The sequence below is a fragment of the Sphaerisporangium viridialbum genome (genome assembly GCF_049674955.1).
GTDB classification, from domain to species: Bacteria; Actinomycetota; Actinomycetes; order Streptosporangiales; family Streptosporangiaceae; genus Sphaerisporangium; species Sphaerisporangium viridialbum.
The window spans coordinates 1987982-2007793 of sequence record NZ_CP187232.1; the positions used below are offsets into that span (position 1 = coordinate 1987982).

Genomic DNA, 19812 nt, shown 5'->3' on the forward strand with positions numbered 1-19812 from the left:
ATGAGCGTCTTCTCACATCATGTCCGGGAACGGGTGCTCGTGTGGCACCCGAGAGCCAGCCCCCTGTGGTGTCGATGGCCCAGCAACCCGGAGCCGCGCCGGCCCGGGGCCATCGCGGAGCTCTCCCGCCCGCCCGGGGCGATCACCGGGCCGGGACGGCCGGCGGGCTCGCGCCAGTGCCGGCCGGTCCCCGCACCGGCGTCGGTGGCCCGCTCCTCCCCAGAACCGGACGTACCGGGACCGGGCGTACCAGGACCGGACGTGCCGGAACCGGACGTGCCGGGACCGGACGTGGTCGCGGACGGCGGCCCGGAAGGGCTCGGCATCGTGGGGTAGGGGGAGCCGGGGACGGGGGACTGGGCGGGGTAGCCGCCGGCCGTCTCGTCGCCGGGCGGGGGAGTCACCGGCCCGCCGCTCCCCCGGGTCATTGGACGGGGCACCGGCTGGGTGGCCACCCCTCCGAAGTGCGACGCCTTCAGCCGGCAGGTGGCGAAGTCGGTGTAGAACATGCGCAGCCAGTCGCGGCGCTGGCTCTCGGTGAGGGCCGAGAACCATGCCGCCGCCGCCTGGTGGCCGGGCAGCGGGCCGCTGGGCAGCGGCTCCCCGCGCAGCCAGGCCGTCACGATGGCGCGGTAGCCGCCCGCGGGACCCTCCCCACAGGGGCTCGCCAGCCGCTCCACGAACTCCTCGGCGGCCCGCGAGGCGAACCCGGGCGTGAGGTCGTCGATGTGGATCGGCACCACACCGGGACCCGGCACGCCGTCGTCGTCGCGCGGACGCTGCTCGACGCGGGCGAACGCGCCGGGCGTGCCGGTCAGGCGGGCGGCGATCGTGGTGAACGTGGCCCCCAGCTCGGTGAGCCCGCTGCGCATCCCCGGATGCACGCAGACCGTGATCGGCCACTCCTGGCAGCTGTAGACCATCGGCTCGGTGGCGGCGACGGCCTGCGGCTCGCTCAGCAGCCGCGCCATGCCCGTACCCGCCACGAGGACCGCCAGCATCGCCCCGGCGAGCGCGAGGGCCCGCCGGGTGACGGCCGCCGTCCAGGTGAGCAGGACGGCGGCGGTGAGGCCGAGGAGCCAGAGGGTCTGGTTCTCGAACGCGGCCGGGCTCAGCCCCTCGAACGGGTCGTACGGCTCGGACGTGCTCGGCGCCAGCCTGACCGCCCAGGCCGAGCCGCCGGCCAGCGACGTGAACAGGCCGTAGCAGGCGACCCCCGCCACCAGCGGCGTGACCGTCCAGGGCAGGGCCCAGCCGGTGACCCACCCGATCACGGCGTAGAGGGCCAGGCCGGCGGCGCCCACGGCGAGGCCGGTGGGCGCCAGATGGCCCGCCTGCTCGGTCAGGACGGCCTTCATCGCCAGCAGGGTGACGGTCGCGCCGAAGGCGCCCACGACGACCACCAGGATCGCCAGCGGGGCTCTCAGCACCTGCCAGGTGCCCAGCAACCGCCCGCGCAACGCGCGCCGCTTGCGCACGGCCACCCACGCGGCGAACGCGGCGGCGACGGGACCGGTCAGCCGGAGCGAGCCGATCACCGCGACGACGATGTTCTCCCATGCGGAAATGCCCGGAACAAGGACGCTCCACGCGGCGAGCAGGCCCAGCGCGAGCAGTATTCCTACCGCCACCAGCGCGCTGTGCTTCAGCTCCTCGCGTGAAACGCCCCTCTGCTCAAGCACGGCCCCGCGTGGACCGGAAATACGGCCACGCCGCCCGTGCTGCTGCATCAATGATCTTCATTTAGGACCCCCCGTGCCTGGATGAGCGGCGCTGTCGGCACTGGTGCCGGCCCCTTGGCACCCCTGCCAGATCCAACCCGCCACGCCGTGCGTCCACGGGATCGCATAGCCGCGCCTCGCGTCGCACGGCGCGGCTTTCCCCATGCTTTGGACCGGGCTTTGCCGCGCCTCACCTCTTGACATGAACACCATAACGGAGCGTGATGTTTGTCGTCCCGCTTCTTGGGTAACCCATGAAACTCAGTCACCCTGCGTCAGTGCTCGGGGCAGGCGCTAGCGTAGCGTTGTGTCCATCGGTGTACCGAAGCCGCTTAACTTGCCGTTCGACCCCATTGAGCGCGCCGCCGAAACGTGGCGTGTCCGTTTCGGGCCGTCATCCGCCATGGCGGCCGTCACATCGATCATGAGAGCGCACCAGATCCTGCTCGGGCAACTGGACACGCTGCTCAGACCGCATGACTTGACGTTCGCGCGTTACGAGGCGCTCGTGCTGCTGACGTTCAGCCGCACGGGCGCGCTGCCGCTGTCGCGCATCGGCGATCGGCTCATGGTGCACCCGACGAGCGTGACCAACACCGTCGACCGCCTGGAGCGCGCCGGGCTCGTCCGCCGCATGCGCAACCCCAAGGACGGGCGCGGGGTGCTCGCCGAGATCACCGGCAAGGGGCGCGAGGTGGTGCGGCGGGCGACCGACGACCTGATGGCCGCCGACTTCTGCATGACGATGTACGGCGAGTCCGACCTCGCCGAGATGTTCGGCCTCATGCGGACCATAAGGGTGGCCGCCGGAGACTTCGAGCCCGCCCCCGAGTGACCCGGCAAGGCCCCGGACGCCGGAAGGGACCCACCCCCGCGGGGATGGGTCCCTCCGTGACCGGGCTGATCCGGGTTACAGACTGACGGCGCGCAGGGCGTCGACGATGCCCTTGCCGTAGAAGCCGTTCGACGCCGTGGTCCCCTCACAGGTGTGAGTGGCCGTGACTGTCGCGCCGCTGGGCAGGTGGCGGGTGTAGGTGTAGGCGGGCGGGTTCGGGCAGGGCGTCTTGGTGGCCGTGCCCTTCATGATCGCCTCGACGACGTCGGGGTCGAGCGTCTTGCCGTTCCGCCCGTCGCGGTGCCCGTACTTGCTGACGATCAGCGCCGCGACGCCGGCCGCGCGGGGCGAGGCCATCGAGGTGCCCTGCAGGTACTGGTAGTACGCGCAGGTGGCGCCCGCGCAGTCCTTCACCACGTAGTTCACGGTCGGGTTGCCGTCGGCGTCGATCTCGCCGTTGGCGATGGCGAGGGACTTGGGATAGGCCGACAGCGTGGCCTTGGTGATGTCGCGGGTGCCGCCGGGGGTGTCGTAGGCGTCACCGCCGGGGGAGGCCACGTCGACGTACCCGTTGCCGTAGTCGGAGTAGTACGACTTGCGCTTGCTGATGCCGGTGGAGGACACCGAGATCACGTGCTCGCCCTCGCTCGGCATGGAGACGCAGCTCGGCGGGATGGTCCGGGAGTACGGCGCCTGGCCTGGCACGCTGGCGAAGTCCGGGCTGGAGGCGTCGGTGATCACCTTGGTGTAGTCGGTGGCGCCGTTGCCGGCCGCGGAGACCAGCGTGACGCCGTGCCGGTGCGCGTAGTTCAGGGCGCGCTGGGTGGCCTTGATGACCGTCGCCTGCTCCAGCCGGCTCTCCGGCGAGTCAGCCGGGTTGTCGGTGCAGTTGAACAGCCACGGGTCGATGTAGTAGCTCATGTTGACCACGTCGACGCCGATGTCGCCCGCGTACGTCAGGGCGTCCACGGTGGGCTGCAGGAAGAAGTAGCCCGAGTCCTGGCCGGCGCGCAGGTTGACCAGGGTGACGCCGGGAGCGACGCCCGAGATGCCGAGCTTGTTGATCGGCGCGGCGATCGAGGAGGCGACGTGCGTCCCGTGCCCGTCCTCGTCGACGTCGTTCGGGTCGTTGCAGGACTGGTCGGGCTCTTCCTCGCACGGCCCGTCCACCACGTCCCCGTTGGCGTCGTAGGGGATGTCGACCGTGAAGTTCCGGCTGAGGGACCGGTTGAAGTTCGGGGCGATGTCGGGGTGTGAGCCGTCGATGCCGGTGTCGAGGATGCCGACCAGCACCTTCGGGTCACCCTTCTCGTACTTGTGGGCCTCTTCGGCGTGGATCTGCTTCATGTCCCACTGAAGGTCCGAGAGCGGCTCGGCCTTGGCGTTGCGGTCGTGCTTGACGGCCCCGTGCTCGCGGCCCTCCTTCTCGACGGCCTTCGCCTGGTTGGTCGCCCGGGCCCCGATCGCCGTCCTCGCGGCGGACTTGGGGACGCTGCCGATGACCCGATCACGGGCGACGCCGTCGATCGCGGCGTTGTCCTTGATCGCCGAGATGAAGCCGGCGTTCGTTGTGGTGACCGTGGCGAGGCCGACGGCGGTGTTCACCTTGACGACGGTGCCACCCGCTGCCTCGATCGCCTTCTGGGCGTTCGCCGCCGTGGCGCCTTCCTTGTACAGGACGACGTACTGGGTCGTGGCCGCGGGCTCGGCCGTTGTTCGGCCGGCCTGCGCCGGGAACGCCGCTGTCGCGGCGATCACGACGGCAGCGGCGGAGACGACGATGACGCGTTTCACACCCACCTCCATGTGAGCTGAATTCATGCCGAGCCCATATTTCGTGATAGTCGCGTCTTATGACAGTTCCGTGAAAAGTTGGGATAAAGGCGTGACATAGCGGTGCCGTCCCCGGCGTGGGGCGGGCGCGACCATGAGCACGCGCGGGATGCGGCAGGATTGGACTATGAGCCCAGCGGACTTCACTCGACCGGCATCGTTGCAGGGGGCCGTGGACCTCGGCGCGCGCAAGCAGGCACTGGAAGCCCAGGCCCGTCGTGAGGCGGCCGCGGCACAGGCCGCTTCCGGCGGCGCCCCGGCCACGCCAGGCGGCGCCGTGGTCATCGACGTCACCGACGAGACCTTCGCCACCGAGGTGATCGAGCGCTCCATGCGCGTCCCGGTGGTCCTCGACCTGTGGGCCACCTGGTGCGAGCCGTGCAAGCAGCTCAGCCCGATCCTCGAGAAGCTCGCCGCCGAGGCGGCGGGCCGGTGGGTGCTCGCCAAGGTCGACGTCGACGCGAGCCCCCAGATCAGCGGCGCGCTCCAGGTGCAGAGCATCCCGACCGTGCTGGCCGTCTTCCAGGGCCAGGCGGTGACGGGCTTCCAGGGCGCGCTCCCCGAGGCGCAGGTGCGGCAGTGGCTCGACCAGCTGCTGCAGGCCCTCGCGCAGTACCTCCCGCCCGAGGGTGAGGCGCCGCCGGCGGGCGAGGAGGGCCGGCAGGCCCAGCCGGCCCAGCCGCCCGCCGACCCCGACCTGCTCGCGGCCGAGCAGGCCATCGAGGAGGGCGACCTCGACGCCGCCGCGGCGGCCTACGAGCGGCTGCTCGCCCGTGCCCCCGCCGACCCGGACGCCAAGATCGGCCTGGCCGGGGTGGGGCTCGTGCGCCGCACCCAGGACCTCGACCCCGACGCCGTGTTCCGCCGGGCCGCCGAGAGCCCGGCCGACGTCGAGGCGCAGACCCAGGCGGCCGATGTCGAGATGCTCGGCGGCAGGGTCGACGAGGCGTTCGACCGCCTCGTCCGGCTCGTGCGCCGCACCTCCGGCGACGAGCGTGACCGCGTGCGCCGCCACCTGCTCGACCTGTTCGACGCGCTCCCCTCGGGGGACCCCTCCGTCGCCAAGGCCCGCAGGGGTCTCGCCAGCGCCCTCTTCTGACCCCCGCGCCCCCTCCGCCGCGCCACGTTCCCGTGCCCCACAGGGTCACGGGAGCGACTCATGGCCGCGCGAACGCGCGGCGACGGGGGCCTGAACTGTGATCCTTTGTGGTAGGACGGCGGAAGCTCTCGGCCTGGTCTGGCACGATGGATATCCCCGAATGGAGCAGGCGAGCCGGATGCGCGACATCGAGCACCCGAGCGAGCGCGACCACAAGCACCCGCAAAGGAGCGGATTGACGTGGCCACCGTGCCGAGCGTGTCGTACTCGATCACCGTCCGTCTGGAGGTGCCGGCAGGCGGCAAGGCCGTCAGCCAGCTCACCCACGCGGTAGAGAACGCCGGCGGAGTGGTGACCGCCCTCGACGTGACCAATGCCGGTCACGAGAAGCTGCGCATCGACGTCACGTGCGCGGCCAAGGACACCGACCATGCCCAGGCGATCGTCGACAGCCTCGACGCCGTCGACGGCGTCGTCCTGCACAAGGTCAGTGACCGCACCTTCCTGATGCACCTCGGCGGCAAGATCGAGATGCAGTCGAAGGTGCCGCTGCGCAACCGTGACGAGCTGTCCATGGCGTACACCCCGGGCGTCGCCCGGGTCTCGCTGGCCATCGCCCGCAACCCCGAGGACGCCCGCCGCCTCACCATCAAGCGCAACACCGTCGCGGTGGTCACCGACGGGTCCGCCGTGCTCGGCCTCGGCAACATCGGGCCGGCGGCGGCGCTGCCCGTCATGGAGGGCAAGGCCGCCCTGTTCAAGCGGTTCGCCGGCATCGACGCCTGGCCGCTCTGCCTGGACACGCAGGACGTCGACACCATCGTGGAGGTCGTCCGCTGCATCGCGCCCGGCTTCGGCGGCATCAACCTCGAGGACATCTCGGCGCCGCGGTGCTTCGAGATCGAGCGGCGGCTCCGCGACCTGCTCGACATCCCCGTCTTCCACGACGACCAGCACGGCACGGCCATCTGCGTGCTGGCCGCCCTGACGAACGCGCTGCGCGTCGTCGGCAAGGCGCTGCCCGACGTGAAGATCGCGATGGCCGGGGCCGGCGCCGCGGGCACGGCCGTGCTGCGGCTGCTCCTCGCGGCGGGGGCCCGCAACGTCGTCGTCTGCGACTACCTGGGCGCGGTCCACAAGGGCCGTGACGACCTCGACGACTCACTGCGCTGGATCGCCGACAACACCAACGCCGAGGGGTACGGCGGCGACGTGCGGGGCGCGGTGAAGGGCGCCGACGTGTTCATCGGCGTCTCGGCCCCCGGCATCCTCAACGGCGACGACATCGCCACCATGGCCGACAAGGCAGTGGTCTTCGCGCTGGCCAACCCCGAGCCCGAGGTGTCGCCCGACGACGCCAGGGAGCACGCCGCGGTGGTGGCCACCGGCCGGTCCGACTACCCGAACCAGATCAACAACGTGCTGGCCTTCCCCGGCGTCTTCCGCGGCCTGCTCGACGCGCAGTCGCGCACGGTCACGGAGTCCATGCTGCTCGCCGCGGCCAACGCCCTGGCGAACGTCGTGTCGGAGGAGGAGCTCGGGCCGAACTACATCATCCCGAGCGTCTTCCACCCCGACGTCGCCGGCGCGGTCGCGGCGGCCGTCCGGGAGTCCGCGGGCGGCAAGGTGCGGGGCTTGACGGAGGCGTAGGCGGGCGTAGGCACCATGGCGGCGGGCGCCGCGCCCCGGCGGGCGCCCTACAGCTCCGGGTAGCGGCGCCCCCCGTACGGCGAGCGCGGGCGCAGGAGCGGCTCGGCGGGCGTGCGGCGCGGCCAGATCATGCCGACCCACCACAGCATGCCGCCGAAGACGACCAGGCCCACGGCGGTCGCCAGCTTGCCGTAGAGGTCGGCGGGCGGCCCGGTGTAGGGCAGGTGGTCGACCGGCTGCCTGCGGAGCAGAGGGTTGTACCTGTGGGCACGCAGGCTGTTGACGTGATGGCCGCCGCCGCTTCGCTCGTCGCTGTCGCCGCTCTCACTGCTCTCGCTGTAGACCGACTCGCGGTACTCGCCGTAGGACTCCTGGCCGGCCTCGCAGCGCGACCAGACCTGGTATCTCGTGGTGCCCTGGCCCGCAAGCGTGACCCCGATGCGCTCGGTGGAGCGCGGCTCGACGTAGACGGGGATGGTGCGCTCGACGCCCGGCCACAGCACGCCGTTGCGCACGAGGGTGTTGCCCCGGTAGACGGAGTACTCCACGGTGCCGTGGTCGCGCGGCGCGGTCATGACGACGTTGGCCTTGCTCCCGGGGCACTCGACCCTGGAGACGGCGACCTGGACGCGTCCGTCGCGCGGGTCGCGTCCGTCGCGCCCGTCCCCGGCCGAGCCCGCGGCGTGTGAGGTGCGGACCGCGGGGATGCCGACGGCGGCGCCGACCGCCATGAGGGCCACCAGTATGAGGCGGTTCATTCGGGCCCTCCCCTCTCTTCGCGGCTCTCTGCACGGCGCGGATTCCGCAAACTGATCCTCCATCGGGTGATCTCTGTCACGGAGAGTTCCCCTTTGATCGCCATGGGTAACATAACGCGAGGTGAAAGCCGTCTCTGGCGGGGGTCAGGCGCGCGTTCGGGGCATCACGCGTCATGATGGATGCATGGCGGAGGCGATCTACGTCGGCGGGCTGCTGGTGGCGACGCCACTGCTGGACGATCCGAATTTCCGGCGCGGTGTCGTGTTGGTGCTCGAACACGACGAGGACGGTGGGACCCTCGGCGTCATGCTCAACCGGCCGAGCGAGGTCACCGTGACCCAGGTGCTCCCATCGTGGGATTCGCTCGTGAGCGGGCCCCCTGTGCTCTTCGAGGGCGGGCCCGTGCAGACCGACAGCGCGCTGGCCCTGGCCTCGGTGCCGAGCGGGGAGGAGCCTCTCGGGTGGCGAAGGCTGCACGCGGGCACCTCGGCGGTCTCCAAGCTCGGCACGGTGGACCTCGACGCTCCCCCCGAGATCCTGGCCGGCGAGATCACGCAGATGCGCATCTTCGCGGGCTACGCGGGCTGGACGGCCGGCCAGCTTGAGGCCGAGATCCGCGAGGGCTCGTGGTACGTCGTGGAGGCCGAGCCCGGCGACACCTTCGACTCGCGCCCGTCGAACCTCTGGCGGTCGGTGCTGCGCCGTCAGCCCGGCGAGCTGGCCTTCGTGGCCACCTGCCCGGACGACCCCAAGCTCAACTGATCCCAGCCGGGGCGCAGCGCCTCCTCGGCGAGGGCCAGGGTCCTCTCGACGTTGGCGACCAGGGTGCCGAGGTGGGCGGTCCCGTCGACGGAGCACTCGAAGCCGACGCGGATCGCCGATGTGACGAAGGCCACGAGCAGCCGGGGTCGCGGGTCGGCGGCCGGATCCGTACCCTGGCGGCGGGCCATCTCGACGGTGAGCAGCTTCTCGGTCTCGCTCATGCGGGCGAAGCTCGTGGCCAGCAGCGCGGGGTTCGCGTCGATCACCTGCCGGTGCGTGAGGAACCGCTCGGTGTCCTCCTCGGCGGTCCGCTCCATCATGTGGATGAACTCGCGGAAGGCCTCGGCGAGGGCCGTCAGCGGGGGCTCGCCCTCGGGCCGGGCCACGAGGGCGGTGGTGATGAGCTCCTCGTACTCCACGGTGAAGTCGAGCGCGAGGTCCTCCTTGCTGCCGAAGTAGCGGAAGAAGGTGCGGGGTGAGACGTCCACCGCGGCGGCGATCTGGTCGACGGTGGTGGCTTCGTATCCCTGGGCCAGGAACAGCTCGAAGGCGGCGTCGATCAGCGCCAGGCGGGTCTGGTGCTTCTTGCGCTCCCGAAGACCCATCCCAGACACCTCCTCGAAACCTTCACTTCACATTCTGCCACAAGTCACCATCTGTCGTATAAAAGAGTTTGTCATCTGTCATGGACTGACTTAAATTACCGAGTGCTGACCATTCATCGAAACAGGGGGACCCTTCCATGACACAAGCGCTGGCCGCGCGCCCAGACGCGCCGGCCCGACGTGGTCACGGCCATCCATGGCTGACGCTGCTCGCGGTCGCGCTGGGCGTGATCATGGTAATGCTCGACGGCACCGTCGTCGCCATCGCCAACCCGGTGATCGGCAAGGAACTCGGGGCATCGCTCTCGGATCTTCAGTGGATCACCAGTGGCTACCTGCTCGCCCTGGCCGTCTTCCTGATCACCGCGGGCAAGCTCGGTGACCTCTTCGGGCACAAGAGGGTCTTCCTCGTCGGCATCGCCGGTTTCGCCCTCACCTCGCTGGCCATCGGCCTCACCTCGTCCATCGGCGTGCTGATCGCCCTGCGCGTGCTCCAGGGCCTGTTCGGCGCGCTTCTCCAGCCCGCCGCCCTCGCCCTGCTCCGCGCGGCGTTCCCGGCCGAGCGGCTCAACATGGCGATCGGCATCTGGGGCGCGGCGATCGGCGTGTCGAGCGCCGCGGGCCCCATCGTCGGCGGCCTGCTGGTCGAGAACGTCAGCTGGCAGTCGGTCTTCTTCATCAACGTGCCGGTCGGCGTCATCGCGCTACTCGTCGGCCTCTGGGTGATCAAGGAGAGCAAGGCCGAGTCGCTGTCGAAGATCGACATTCCGGGCGTGGCGCTGCTGTCGGGGGCGATGTTCTGCCTGGTGTGGGCGATCATCAAGGCGCCGGGCTACGGCTGGGGTGACGCCAAGACGATCGCGTTCGTCGCCGGCGCCGTGGTGCTGGGCGCCGCCTTCGTCTTCTGGCAGCGCAAGGCGGCCGAGCCGCTGCTGCCGCTCAGCCTGTTCCACAACGCCTCGGTGTCCATCGGCACGGCGCTGATGGTGCTGATGGCCTTCTCGATGTTCGGCGCGATGTTCTTCCTCACGTTCTTCTTCCAGGGCGTGCACGGCCTGTCCCCGCTGGAGTCGGGCATGCGCATGCTCCCGATGAGCGCCGGCATGATCGTCGCCTCGCCCCTGGCCGGCTTCGCGCTGAGCAAGTTCGGCCCGAGGGTGCCCATCGCCGCAGGCATGCTCATCACCGCCACCTCGATGTTCCTGCTGTCGCGCCTCGGGCTCGACGCCGGATACGTCGACACCGCGATCCCGTTCGCGCTGCTCGCGTTCGGCCTCTCGCCCGTCATGGTCGGAGCCACCGAGGTCATCGTCGGCAACTCGCCGGTGGAGCTCAGCGGCGTCGCCGGGGGCATGCAGCAGTCCGCCATGCAGGTGGGCGGCTCGCTCGGCACCGCCGTGCTGGGCGCGCTGATCACCGCCAAGGTCGCGGACGTCCTGCCAGGGCACCTCGCCGACGCCAAGATGCCGGCCACCGGGGCCCAGATCGACGCGATGAAGGACGCCGTCGCGCTCGGCGTGGCGCCCGTGCCGCCCGGGGCGGCCAAGCCCGTCGCGGAGGCGATCACGCGGGCCGCGCATCTGTCGTTCCTCGACGGCATGCACTTCGGCTTCGGCGTGGCCGTCGCGGTGGCCGTCCTCGCGGCCGTCCTCGCGCTGTTCGTCAAGGCGGGCCGCAAGGTCGAGGACGCCCCCGTCCACGTGGGCTGACCGCCCGGTCCAAGGTGCCCTACGGTACGGCTCGCGCGCCCGCGCGGGCCGTACCGTCATGAGTGAGGGATTCGTCCGCCTGAGCGCGCCCGCGCGCACGTAGACTCGGATGTCGTGAGCACGAAGATCCTTCCCGAGAGTGAAGTGCGGCCGAACCTCTCGCATGGCGACGAGGGGGACCATGAGCGGTTCTCGCACTACGCCGACAAGAACAAGATCACCGAGAGCATGGTGACCGGCACGCCTATCAGGGCTCTCTGCGGCAAGGTGTGGGTGCCCAGCCGCGACCCCAAGAAGTACCCGGTGTGCCCCGAATGCAAAGAGATCTACGAAGGGCTTCCGCTGGGTGGCCAGCCGGGCGACGGCAAGTGAGTGTTGCTCCCGGCTGATCGGCGCCACTGAAGCTAGCGTCAGCACTCCGACCAGGAACAACGGGGGAGTGCATGGTGCGGCGCACGGTGGCCGTGTCTTTGGTGTGCCTGTTCACGCTCGCAGGCGTGCCCGGCCCGGCCCGCGCGGCGGCCACGCGCTCGTGCGGGCATGCCCGGCCGCCGAGGGCCGACACGCGGGAGGCCGGCCGCCACGCGCCGGGGGCACGGGTCGCCAAGCCCGATATGCGGGGGGCCGAGCCGTACACGCTCGGCCCGCGCGAGGCCGCCCGCATGCTCTCGGGCATGCGCCGGCGGCTGCGCGCCTCGCAGGCCGCCGAGCCACGGGCGGTCACGGTCACCGTGCCACTGTGGATCCACGTGATCACCGACGGGCGCATGGGCGCCACGGACGCCTCCCTCGGCCCCCAGGTCGACACGCTCAACGCCGCGTACGGGGGGCGGCTGGGAGGGGTCGACACCGGAATCCGCTTCGTCCTTCGCGGCGTGACGCACACCGACAACCCCACGTGGTTCCGCGAGCCGCTCGGCAACGAGGCGGCGATGAAGCAGCGGCTGCGCAAGGGCGGGCCCGAGACGCTCAACCTCTACGTGGCCCAGCTCGGCGAGCTGGTGCTCGGCTACGCGACCTATCCGCACTGGTACCAGAGCCGTCCGAGCCTCGACGGCGTCGTGATCGACTGGCGCAGCCTGCCGGGCGGGGCCCTGCGCGACTTCTCCAAGGGCTACACCGCGGTGCACGAGATCGGCCACTGGCTCGGGCTGCTGCACACCTTCGAGAACGGCTGCGCGCAGCCGGGCGACTCCGTCGACGACACCCCGCCCGAGGCCGTCCCCACGCAGGGCTGTCCCGCGCGCAAGGACACCTGCCCCGACACCGGTGAGGACCCGATCCACAACTTCATGGACTACGCCCACGACCGCTGCATGTCGGAGTTCACCGCCGGCCAGGCCGCGCGGATGCACGACATGTGGACCGCCTACCGCGCCCCCGCCGTCTGATCTCGGGTCCGCTCCCATAGTTTCTGCGCACGATAATCAAGTGCTCGTTGACGAACGGGTGCCTTCGGTGCCGATACTCAGTGCACGGGAGGAGGCGCCGTGGACGAGCACCGCATCGAGCGACGGCCGTATGGCGATCGCGCGTGGCCTCCGCCTGAGGCCGAGGGCCTTCCGCCGTCGGCCCGCCTGTACGGCGCGCCCGCGCCGCCGTCGCGGGTCAGGGTGCCGCCCTGGCTCAGGAGGGCGCTGGTCTTCGCGCTGGCACTGGCGGCGGGCGTCGCGCTGGTCGCCGGCAGCGTCGCCTTCGTCGTGAGCCTCCTGCACGCGCCCGGCCCGCAGGTGGACGTCGCGGACCCTGCGGCGGGCGTTAGCTATCCGCTGCCCCAGGGATGGCGGCGCGGAACGGTGCCGCCGGTCACGGGGTTCACCTCCGTGGCCACCGCGGGGGGCTCCGCGCTGGTCATGACCCGGCCGGCGGACTCCGTCGCGGTGTCGGGGCCGAGGGCCGCCACTCTCGACCTGGCCGACCTGTACGGGCGGCTGCTGCTGCACGGGGACACCGTCGATGTCGTCGACGACCGTCCCATCACGGTGGGCGGGTACTCCGGTCACTCACGGGCTCTGCGCGCCGGCTACACCGACGTGGTGAACCAGCCTTCTTACCTTCGCGTGACACTTCTCACCAAGGACGACCGCAGCGTGGTGGTGCTCGGCCTCGCCCAGCCCGACGACCCGGCGCGGCGGGCCGAGATCGACGCCGTCGTCAGGGGCCTGAGGTAGCCGAAGTCACGGTGCGTGACGGCGCGAGCCCTCCTAGCACGGCGAGGGCGGCGTGGCGAGAATCCCCGAGGGTCGGCACGTCTTGTCGGTGGTCCCCACTATGGTGGCTTCACTGTGAGGGAGCGAAACGAGCGCAGCGACAAGATCATCAGTGGCGGCCACGCCCCGGCGGTCCGCAGAGGCCATCTGACAAGGAGGTCCGCGTGAGCTCGTTTGCCGCGTCCCATCTGTCACCCTCCTATCCCGACCGCGCCGCATGGGGCACCGCGCCGAAGCTCCGCGCCTGGCAGCAGGAGGCCCTCGACCTCTACTTCCGGCGCGAGCCGCGCGACTTCCTCACCGTGGCCACCCCCGGCGCGGGCAAGACGACGTACGCGCTGCGCATCGCCAGCGAGCTGCTGAGCCGGGGCATCGTGCGCGCCGTGACGGTCGTCACGCCCACCGAGCACCTCAAGCGCCAGTGGGCCGACGCGGCGGGCAGGGTCGGCATCGCCATCGACCCCGAGTTCAAGAACAGTCAGGGCGCCACCTCCCGCGACTACGCCGGCGTCGCGGTGACCTACGCCCAGGTGTCGATGCACCCCGCGCTCCACCGCGCGCGCACCGAGGCCCGCAAGACGCTGGTCATCTTCGACGAGATCCACCACGCGGGCGACGCCAAGTCCTGGGGCGACGGCGTGCGCGAGGCCTTCGAGCCGGCCGCGCGGCGGCTCGCCCTCACCGGCACCCCGTTCAGGTCCGACACCAACCCCATCCCGTTCGTCACCTACGCCGAGGACGGCGAGGGCGTCCGGCGCAGCCTGTCCGACTACTCCTACGGGTACGGCCCGGCCCTGGCGGACGGCGTGGTCCGTCCCGTGATCTTCCTGGCGTACGCCGGGGAGATGCGCTGGCGCACCCGCGCGGGCGACGAGATCACCGCGACGCTCGGCACGCCCCTCACCAAGGACCAGCTCGGCCAGGCCTGGCGCGCGGCCCTCGATCCCAAGGGCGACTGGATCCGCCAGGTCCTGCTGGCCGCCGACAAGCGGCTCACCGAGGTGCGGCGGGGCGTTCCCGACGCGGGCGCGATGGTGATCGCCACCGACCACGAGACCGCCCGTGCCTACGCCAAGCACCTGCGGGCGATCACCGGCCAGGGCGCCACCATCGTGCTCTCCGACGACCCCGGGGCCTCCGACAAGATCAAGCAGTTCAGCGCCTCAGAGGAGCGCTGGCTGGTCGCGGTGCGCATGGTCTCGGAAGGCGTCGACATCCCGCGTCTGGCCGTCGGCGTCTACGCCACCAGCGTCTCGACCCCGCTGTTCTTCGCCCAGGCGGTGGGGCGCTTCGTCCGGGCCCGCAAGCGGGGCGAGACCGCCTCGGTGTTCCTGCCCTCGGTGCCCACCCTCATGGGCCTGGCGGGCGAGATGGAGGCCGAGCGCGACCACGTGCTCGACCGCAAGGTCCCCGAGGAGGGCCTCGACGACTTCCTCGTCGACGAGGCCCGGCAGCAGAAGGACAATCCCGACGTCCTCGGTGACGAGCTGCCCTTCGAGACCGTGGAGGCCTCGGCCACCTTCGACCGGGTGCTGTTCGACGGCGGCGAGTTCGGCACGTCGGCCGAGACCGGCTCCCCCGAGGAGGAGGACTTCCTCGGCCTTCCCGGCCTGCTGGAGCCCGACCAGGTGGCGGTGCTGCTCCGCAAGCACCAGGCCGAGCAGCAGGCCGCCAGGCGGCGCAAGGCGGTCGATGCCCCGCCCCCGCCCGCCCTGGCCCCGCACGAGGAGATCGCCGCCCTGCGCAAGGAGCTGAACGGCCTCGTGGGCGCCTGGAACCACCGCACCGGCCAGCCCCACGGCGTCATCCACGCCGAGCTGCGCAGGGCGTGCGGGGGTCCCGCCATCGCCCAGGCCTCCTCCGACCAGATCCGCCAGCGCATCGAGACCGTCCGCAAGTGGGCCACCCAGCGGTCCCGCTGACCGTTCCCCGGCCCGGGGGGCTCGTCAGGGGGTCTGGACGACGGGGGTGCCGGTGAGCTCGACGCCGGCCGAGGCGAGGTCGGTGAGGGCCTTCTCGGTGGTCGCCGCCGCGACGCCCGCCGTCAGATCGAGCAGCACGCGCACCCTGAAGCCGTTCCCGGCGGCGTCCAGGGCGGTGGCCCGCACGCAGTGGTCGGTGGCGATGCCCACGACGTCCACCTGCTCGACGCCGCGCGCGGCCAGCCACTCGGCCAGGCCGGTGCCGTCGCCGCTCTGGCCCTCGAACCCGCTGTAGGCCGCGCTGTGCCTGCCCTTGCTGAAGACCTCCTCGACGGCGGAGGTGTCGAGCGCCGGGTGGAAGTCGGCCCCGGACGTCCCCACCACGCAGTGGGCCGGCCACGTGCGCACGTAGTCCGGCCGGTCGGCGAAGTGCGTCCCGGGGTCGACGTGGTAGTCACGGGTGGCCACCACGTGGTCGTAGCCCCCGGCGGCGGCGTGCGGGCCGATGGCGGCGGCCACCTGGGCGCCGCCGCCCACGGGCAGGCTGCCGCCCTCGCAGAAGTCGTTCTGCACGTCCACGATGACGAGCGCTGTGGTCATGAATGCTCCTGATTCGGGGGAAGGGAGGGGAGCGCGCTGAGAGAACTACGAGAACACGGTGGGGATCACCGCGTCACCCTGCGAGAGCTGATGCGCGAGGGCGGGCAGCTCGGCCACGGACGCGCGGTGCCGTTCCCTGGCGGCGGCGAGGGGCTCGCGCCCGACGATCTCGCCGCCCCGTACGAGCTCGTGCAGCAGCGGCCTGGCGCCGTCGGGCACGGGCTCGCCGGGTGAGGTGGTGACCAGCTCGGCGACCGCGACGCCGTCCGCAAGGGCCCGGAAGGCGTGCTTCCTGCCGCCCTTGCTGGGCTTGCCGACCGACTTCTTCGCGACCGGGGTGATCGCGCCCTCGGAGTCCTCGCGGGCGACGAGCTTGTAGACCATGGCGGCCGTGGGCGCGCCCGAGCCGGTGACCAGCGAGGTGCCCACGCCGTACCCGTCGACCGGGGCGGCGGCGAGCGCCGCGATGGCGTACTCGTCGAGGTCGCCGGTGACCACGATGCGCGTCCTGGTGGCGCCGAGCGCGTCGAGCATCTGGCGCACCTCGTGGGCGGCCACGGCCAGGTCGCCGGAGTCGATGCGCACCGCCCCGAGCCCCGGCCCGGCGAGCTCCACCGCCGTCCGTACGGCCTTGGCGACGTCGTAGGTGTCGACGAGCAGGGTGGTGTCGGCGCCGAGGGAGTCGATCTGGGCCTGGAAGGCGTCGTACTCGGAGCTGTGCAGCAGCGTGAAGGCGTGCGCGCTGGTGCCGGCCGTCGGCACGCCGTAGACGCTCCCGGCCATGAGGTTGGAGGTGGAGGAGAACCCCGCGAGGTACGCCGCCCGGGCCGCGGCGACCGCCGCCCGCTCGTGCGTGCGGCGGGAGCCCATCTCGATGATCGGCCGCGCGCCCGCCGCGTGGACCATGCGGGACGCCGCCGTGGCGATCGCCGAGTCGTGGTTGAGCATGGAGAGGATCACGGTCTCCAGCAGCACGGCCTCGGCGAACGTGCCCTCCACGACCATGATCGGGGAGCCGGGGAAGTAGACCTCGCCCTCGCGGTAGCCGTGCACGTCGCCCGAGAAGCGGTAGGACGCGAGGAAGTCCAGCGTCTGGTCGTTCACCACGCGGTGCTCGCGCAGGAAGGAGATCTCGGCCTCGCCGAAACGGAAGTCCGCGAGGGCGTCCAGCACCCTGCCGGTGCCCGCGACCACACCGTACCGCCGCCCGAGAGGCAGGTGACGTGCGAAGACCTCGAAGACCGCGCGATTGCCGGCGGCTCCGCTGCTCAATGCCGCCTGCAGCATCGTCAGCTCATAGTGATCGGTAAGCAACGCGCTGCTCATGGCCATCTTCACAAGTCGAAGACTACGACTGAGGTAGGGCAGGATGGGAACGTGGGTAGTACCGCTCCAGCCGAGGTCGAACGTCCGTCGACGGACGTCCGCCCCGACCTTCCGTGGCTGACGATCGTCTGGAACGACCCGGTCAATCTCATGTCATACGTGACCTACGTGCTGCAGACCGTCTTCGGCTACCCCAAGCCCAAGGCCGAGAAGCTCATGCTCGACGTGCACCACAAAGGCAGGGCCGTCGTCGCCAGCGGCACCCGTGAGGAGATGGAACGCGACGTGCAGATCCTTCACTCCTACGGGCTCTGGGCCACCGTCCAGCGGGACTCCGCGTGAGCACCGGCTTCAGCTCGGCGGGGAGCGGCGCGGTCACCATCCTGCTCGACGCGGGGGAGGCCTCGATCCTGCGCTCGCTGGTGGCGCAGGTCCTCGGCCTCGTCGAGCCCGGCGCCACCGGCGACGACCCGCTTGAGCGGGCGCTCGGCATCGGGTCCGCCGAGGAGCCGTCCGATCCCGTGCTGGCCCGGCTGTTCCCCTCCGCGTACGCCGACGACGAGAAGGCCTCGGCGGAGTTCAGGCGCTACACCGAGGCCACCCTGCGCGAGGGCAAGCGCGCCGACGCCGAGACCCTGCTGGAGACCGCCGAGCAGGGCAAGGTCGAGCTCACCGCCGAGCAGGCGCAGGCCTGGCTGCGGGCGCTCAACGACGTGCGGCTCGCGCTGGGCGTGCGCCTGGAGGTCACCGAGGAGATCCACGAGGAGCTGGCCGAGATGGCCGAGGACGATCCTCGCTACCCGGCCTACGTCACCTACGACTGGCTCACCTACCTCCAGGACACGCTGGTCCGAGCCCTTTGGTAACTTCCAGGCATGCTGACGATCTCACGGGAACTGGTCGACAAGATCGTTGCCCACGCCTGGGCCGATCACCCGGATGAGGCCTGCGGGGTGATCGCCGGGCCTGCCGGGTCCGACCGTCCCGAGCGCTTCATCCCCATGGAGAACGCCGAGCGGTCTCCGACGTTCTACCGCTTCGACTCCATGGAGCAGTTCCGGGTGTGGCGCGAGATGGACGACCGCGACGAGGAGCCGGTGGTGATCTACCACTCCCACACCTCGACCGAGGCGTATCCCTCGCGCACCGACGTGACCTACGCCTCCGAGCCGAACGCCCACTACGTGCTGGTGTCCACGGCCGATCCCGACAACGTGCAGTTCCGCTCGTACCGCGTGGTGGACGGCGTCGTGACCGAGGAGAAGGTCGAGATCGTCCCCGCCTGACCCCCTGCGCGCAGGGCCACCTGCACGGACCCTCCGAAGCTGTAGAGTTGGGAACATGCTGACGATTGACCCGGAGTTGGGGGGCGCTGGACTGCGCCCTGGGCATTCGTCGCCCGTGCAGAACCATCTTTTCGCGCATACTCCCTTTGCCGTCGTCTACGACTGTTCCTGATCGCAGGAATCCCCGCCCGACCGACCGTGTTCGCACTCGTTGGGTGCCCCGTGACGACAACTGACCAAGGAGATTGACCCGCGATGGCCATCGAGGTTCGCATTCCGACCATCCTCCGCACCTACACCGACGGCGAGAAGTCCGTCAACGCCGCAGGCGCGACGCTGTCCGACCTGATCGGTGACCTGGAATCCCGCCACCCGGGCCTGCGGGCCCGCATCGTCGACGACTCCGGCCTGCGCCGGTTCGTCAACGTCTACCTCAACGACGAGGACGTCCGCTTCCTCGGCGGCCTGGACACCCCGGTCGCCGACGGCGACACCGTGACCGTGCTGCCCGCCGTGGCCGGAGGCAGGCGCTAGTCATGCGCTTCGACTCGCTGATCGACTCGGTCGGGCACACCCCCCTGGTCGGGCTGCCGCGCCTGTCGCCGTCCCCGGACGTGCGCATCTGGGCCAAGCTGGAAGACCGCAACCCGACCGGCTCGGTCAAGGACCGCCCGGCGCTGTGGATGATCGAGCAGGGGGAGAAGGACGGCCTTCTCAGCCCGGGCTGCACGATCCTCGAACCGACGTCGGGCAACACCGGCATCTCGCTCGCCATGTCGGCCCGGCTCAAGGGCTACAAGCTGATCTGCGTCATGCCGGAGAACACCTCCGAGGAGCGCCGCCAGCTGCTGCGCATGTACGGCGCGGAGATCATCTCCTCGCCGGCGGCGGGCGGCTCCAACGAGGCCGTGCGGGTCGCCAAGAAGCTGGCCGAGGAGAACCCCTCCTGGGTCATGCTCTACCAGTACGGCAACCCGGCGAACTGGCGCTCCCACTACGAGTCGACCGGGCCCGAGATCTTCGAGGACCTGCCGTCGATCACCCACTTCGTCGCAGGGCTCGGCACCACGGGCACGCTGATGGGCGTCGGCCGCTACCTGCGCGAGCAGGTGCCCGGGGTCCAGATCGTGGCCGCCGAGCCGAGGTACGGCGAGCTCGTGTACGGGCTGCGCAACGTGGACGAGGGCTTCATCCCCGAGATCTACGACGCCGACGTGCTGACCACGCGGTTCTCGGTGACCTCGGCTGACGCCCTGCGGCGCACGCGCGAGCTGCTCGGCACCGAGGGCATCTTCGCCGGCATCTCCACCGGTTGCGCCCTGCACGCGGCCCTCGGCATCGCGGCCAAGGCCGTCAAGGCGGGCGAGCGGGCCGACATCGCGTTCATCGTGGCCGACGGCGGCTGGAAGTACCTTTCGACCGGCGCCTACGAGGGCACGCTCGGCGAGGCGGAGGACCGCCTCGAAGGCCAGCTCTGGGCCTGATCTCCATCGCG

At 71.1% G+C, this 19812-nt stretch carries 20 protein-coding genes; 14 read left to right on the forward strand and 6 right to left on the reverse strand.

Annotated features, from left to right (window positions below):
- Positions 1–17 precede the first annotated feature (17 nt).
- Positions 18–1682, reverse strand: coding sequence for a hypothetical protein (locus ACOZ38_RS08855; protein WP_424529607.1), 1665 nt, complete (start codon positions 1680–1682; stop codon positions 18–20).
- 352 nt (positions 1683–2034) lie between these two features.
- Here ACOZ38_RS08855 and ACOZ38_RS08860 point away from each other — a divergent pair, with 352 nt between their 5' ends.
- Positions 2035–2556, forward strand: a complete 522-nt coding sequence (locus ACOZ38_RS08860; RefSeq protein ID WP_424536973.1) for a MarR family winged helix-turn-helix transcriptional regulator — start codon at positions 2035–2037, stop codon at positions 2554–2556.
- A 75-nt stretch (positions 2557–2631) separates the two neighbouring features.
- Here ACOZ38_RS08860 and ACOZ38_RS08865 read toward each other — a convergent pair whose 3' ends face one another.
- A complete protein-coding gene (locus ACOZ38_RS08865) occupies positions 2632–4350 on the reverse strand; it encodes a S8 family serine peptidase (protein WP_424529608.1) in 1719 nt (572 codons plus the stop codon).
- Between the two features lie 166 nt (positions 4351–4516).
- On the opposite strand from ACOZ38_RS08865, the gene ACOZ38_RS08870 reads away from it, so the two are divergent.
- Together ACOZ38_RS08870 and ACOZ38_RS08875 are read left to right on the forward strand one after the other, a co-directional pair.
- Entirely contained in the window at positions 4517–5488 is a 972-nt protein-coding gene (locus ACOZ38_RS08870; protein ID WP_424529609.1) for a tetratricopeptide repeat protein, read from the forward strand.
- A 240-nt stretch (positions 5489–5728) separates the two neighbouring features.
- Positions 5729–7138 carry an NAD-dependent malic enzyme gene (locus ACOZ38_RS08875; protein WP_424529610.1) on the forward strand — a complete coding sequence of 470 codons (1410 nt, stop codon included), beginning with the start codon at positions 5729–5731 and terminating at the stop codon, positions 7136–7138.
- Between the two features lie 47 nt (positions 7139–7185).
- On the opposite strand, the gene ACOZ38_RS08880 is transcribed toward ACOZ38_RS08875, so the two are convergent.
- Entirely contained in the window at positions 7186–7896 is a 711-nt protein-coding gene (locus ACOZ38_RS08880; protein ID WP_424529611.1) for a hypothetical protein, read from the reverse strand.
- Between the two features lie 184 nt (positions 7897–8080).
- Between ACOZ38_RS08880 and ACOZ38_RS08885 the strand changes: the two genes are divergently transcribed.
- Positions 8081–8659, forward strand: a complete 579-nt coding sequence (locus tag ACOZ38_RS08885; RefSeq protein ID WP_358551534.1) for a YqgE/AlgH family protein — start codon at positions 8081–8083, stop codon at positions 8657–8659.
- Here ACOZ38_RS08885 and ACOZ38_RS08890 read toward each other — a convergent pair.
- Positions 8602–9264 carry a TetR/AcrR family transcriptional regulator gene (locus ACOZ38_RS08890; RefSeq protein ID WP_424529612.1) on the reverse strand — a complete coding sequence of 221 codons (663 nt, stop codon included), beginning with the start codon at positions 9262–9264 and terminating at the stop codon, positions 8602–8604. The genes ACOZ38_RS08885 and ACOZ38_RS08890 overlap by 58 nt on opposite strands.
- A gap of 137 nt (positions 9265–9401) precedes the next feature.
- Here ACOZ38_RS08890 and ACOZ38_RS08895 point away from each other — a divergent pair, with 137 nt between their 5' ends.
- The 5 genes from ACOZ38_RS08895 (at position 9402) to ACOZ38_RS08915 (ending at position 15105) form a co-directional block, all read left to right on the forward strand.
- Positions 9402–10973, forward strand: coding sequence for a DHA2 family efflux MFS transporter permease subunit (locus ACOZ38_RS08895; RefSeq protein ID WP_424529613.1), 1572 nt, complete (start codon positions 9402–9404; stop codon positions 10971–10973).
- Between the two features lie 114 nt (positions 10974–11087).
- Positions 11088–11345: a DUF3039 domain-containing protein gene (locus ACOZ38_RS08900; RefSeq protein WP_358551528.1), complete on the forward strand. Its 258-nt coding sequence runs from the start codon at positions 11088–11090 to the stop codon at positions 11343–11345.
- A 71-nt stretch (positions 11346–11416) separates the two neighbouring features.
- Entirely contained in the window at positions 11417–12364 is a 948-nt protein-coding gene (locus ACOZ38_RS08905) for a zinc metalloprotease (RefSeq protein ID WP_424529614.1), read from the forward strand.
- A gap of 99 nt (positions 12365–12463) precedes the next feature.
- Positions 12464–13144, forward strand: coding sequence for a hypothetical protein (locus ACOZ38_RS08910; RefSeq protein ID WP_424529615.1), 681 nt, complete (start codon positions 12464–12466; stop codon positions 13142–13144).
- Positions 13145–13347: 203 nt separating this feature from the next.
- Positions 13348–15105, forward strand: coding sequence for a DEAD/DEAH box helicase (locus ACOZ38_RS08915; protein WP_424529616.1), 1758 nt, complete (start codon positions 13348–13350; stop codon positions 15103–15105).
- Positions 15106–15129: 24 nt separating this feature from the next.
- On the opposite strand, the gene ACOZ38_RS08920 is transcribed toward ACOZ38_RS08915, so the two are convergent.
- Together ACOZ38_RS08920 and ACOZ38_RS08925 are read right to left on the reverse strand one after the other, a co-directional pair.
- Positions 15130–15705 carry an isochorismatase family protein gene (locus ACOZ38_RS08920; protein WP_424529617.1) on the reverse strand — a complete coding sequence of 192 codons (576 nt, stop codon included), beginning with the start codon at positions 15703–15705 and terminating at the stop codon, positions 15130–15132.
- Between the two features lie 45 nt (positions 15706–15750).
- On the reverse strand, positions 15751–17037 hold the full coding sequence (locus tag ACOZ38_RS08925; protein WP_424529618.1) for a nicotinate phosphoribosyltransferase: 1287 nt from the start codon (positions 17035–17037) through the stop codon (positions 15751–15753).
- A 45-nt stretch (positions 17038–17082) separates the two neighbouring features.
- Here ACOZ38_RS08925 and clpS point away from each other — a divergent pair, with 45 nt between their 5' ends.
- The 5 genes from clpS to ACOZ38_RS08950 all read left to right on the forward strand — a co-directional run bounded on the left by clpS (position 17083) and on the right by ACOZ38_RS08950 (position 19801).
- Positions 17083–17373 carry an ATP-dependent Clp protease adapter ClpS gene (gene clpS, locus ACOZ38_RS08930; protein WP_405145295.1) on the forward strand — a complete coding sequence of 97 codons (291 nt, stop codon included), beginning with the start codon at positions 17083–17085 and terminating at the stop codon, positions 17371–17373.
- Entirely contained in the window at positions 17370–17897 is a 528-nt protein-coding gene (locus tag ACOZ38_RS08935) for a DUF2017 domain-containing protein (RefSeq protein WP_405145296.1), read from the forward strand. The genes clpS and ACOZ38_RS08935 overlap by 4 nt, the downstream gene beginning before the upstream one ends.
- 9 nt (positions 17898–17906) lie before the next feature.
- Positions 17907–18317, forward strand: a complete 411-nt coding sequence (locus tag ACOZ38_RS08940) for a Mov34/MPN/PAD-1 family protein (RefSeq protein ID WP_424529619.1) — start codon at positions 17907–17909, stop codon at positions 18315–18317.
- A gap of 255 nt (positions 18318–18572) precedes the next feature.
- On the forward strand, positions 18573–18851 hold the full coding sequence (locus ACOZ38_RS08945) for a MoaD/ThiS family protein (RefSeq protein WP_405145300.1): 279 nt from the start codon (positions 18573–18575) through the stop codon (positions 18849–18851).
- A 2-nt stretch (positions 18852–18853) separates the two neighbouring features.
- A complete protein-coding gene (locus tag ACOZ38_RS08950) occupies positions 18854–19801 on the forward strand; it encodes a PLP-dependent cysteine synthase family protein (protein ID WP_424529620.1) in 948 nt (315 codons plus the stop codon).
- Positions 19802–19812 lie beyond the last annotated feature (11 nt).

Coding starts and splice junctions, on each gene's coding strand:
- ACOZ38_RS08880 (WP_424529611.1), bottom strand. CDS start 7,896: ATGAACCGCCTCATACTGGTGGCCCTCATGGCGGTCGGCGCCGCCGTC.
- ACOZ38_RS08920 (WP_424529617.1), bottom strand. CDS start 15,705: ATGACCACAGCGCTCGTCATCGTGGACGTGCAGAACGACTTCTGCGAG.
- ACOZ38_RS08950 (WP_424529620.1), top strand. CDS start 18,854: ATGCGCTTCGACTCGCTGATCGACTCGGTCGGGCACACCCCCCTGGTC.
- ACOZ38_RS08905 (WP_424529614.1), top strand. CDS start 11,417: ATGGTGCGGCGCACGGTGGCCGTGTCTTTGGTGTGCCTGTTCACGCTC.
- ACOZ38_RS08940 (WP_424529619.1), top strand. CDS start 17,907: ATGCTGACGATCTCACGGGAACTGGTCGACAAGATCGTTGCCCACGCC.
- ACOZ38_RS08885 (WP_358551534.1), top strand. CDS start 8,081: ATGGCGGAGGCGATCTACGTCGGCGGGCTGCTGGTGGCGACGCCACTG.
- ACOZ38_RS08870 (WP_424529609.1), top strand. CDS start 4,517: ATGAGCCCAGCGGACTTCACTCGACCGGCATCGTTGCAGGGGGCCGTG.
- ACOZ38_RS08895 (WP_424529613.1), top strand. CDS start 9,402: ATGACACAAGCGCTGGCCGCGCGCCCAGACGCGCCGGCCCGACGTGGT.
- ACOZ38_RS08945 (WP_405145300.1), top strand. CDS start 18,573: ATGGCCATCGAGGTTCGCATTCCGACCATCCTCCGCACCTACACCGAC.
- ACOZ38_RS08890 (WP_424529612.1), bottom strand. CDS start 9,264: ATGGGTCTTCGGGAGCGCAAGAAGCACCAGACCCGCCTGGCGCTGATC.
- ACOZ38_RS08925 (WP_424529618.1), bottom strand. CDS start 17,037: ATGGCCATGAGCAGCGCGTTGCTTACCGATCACTATGAGCTGACGATG.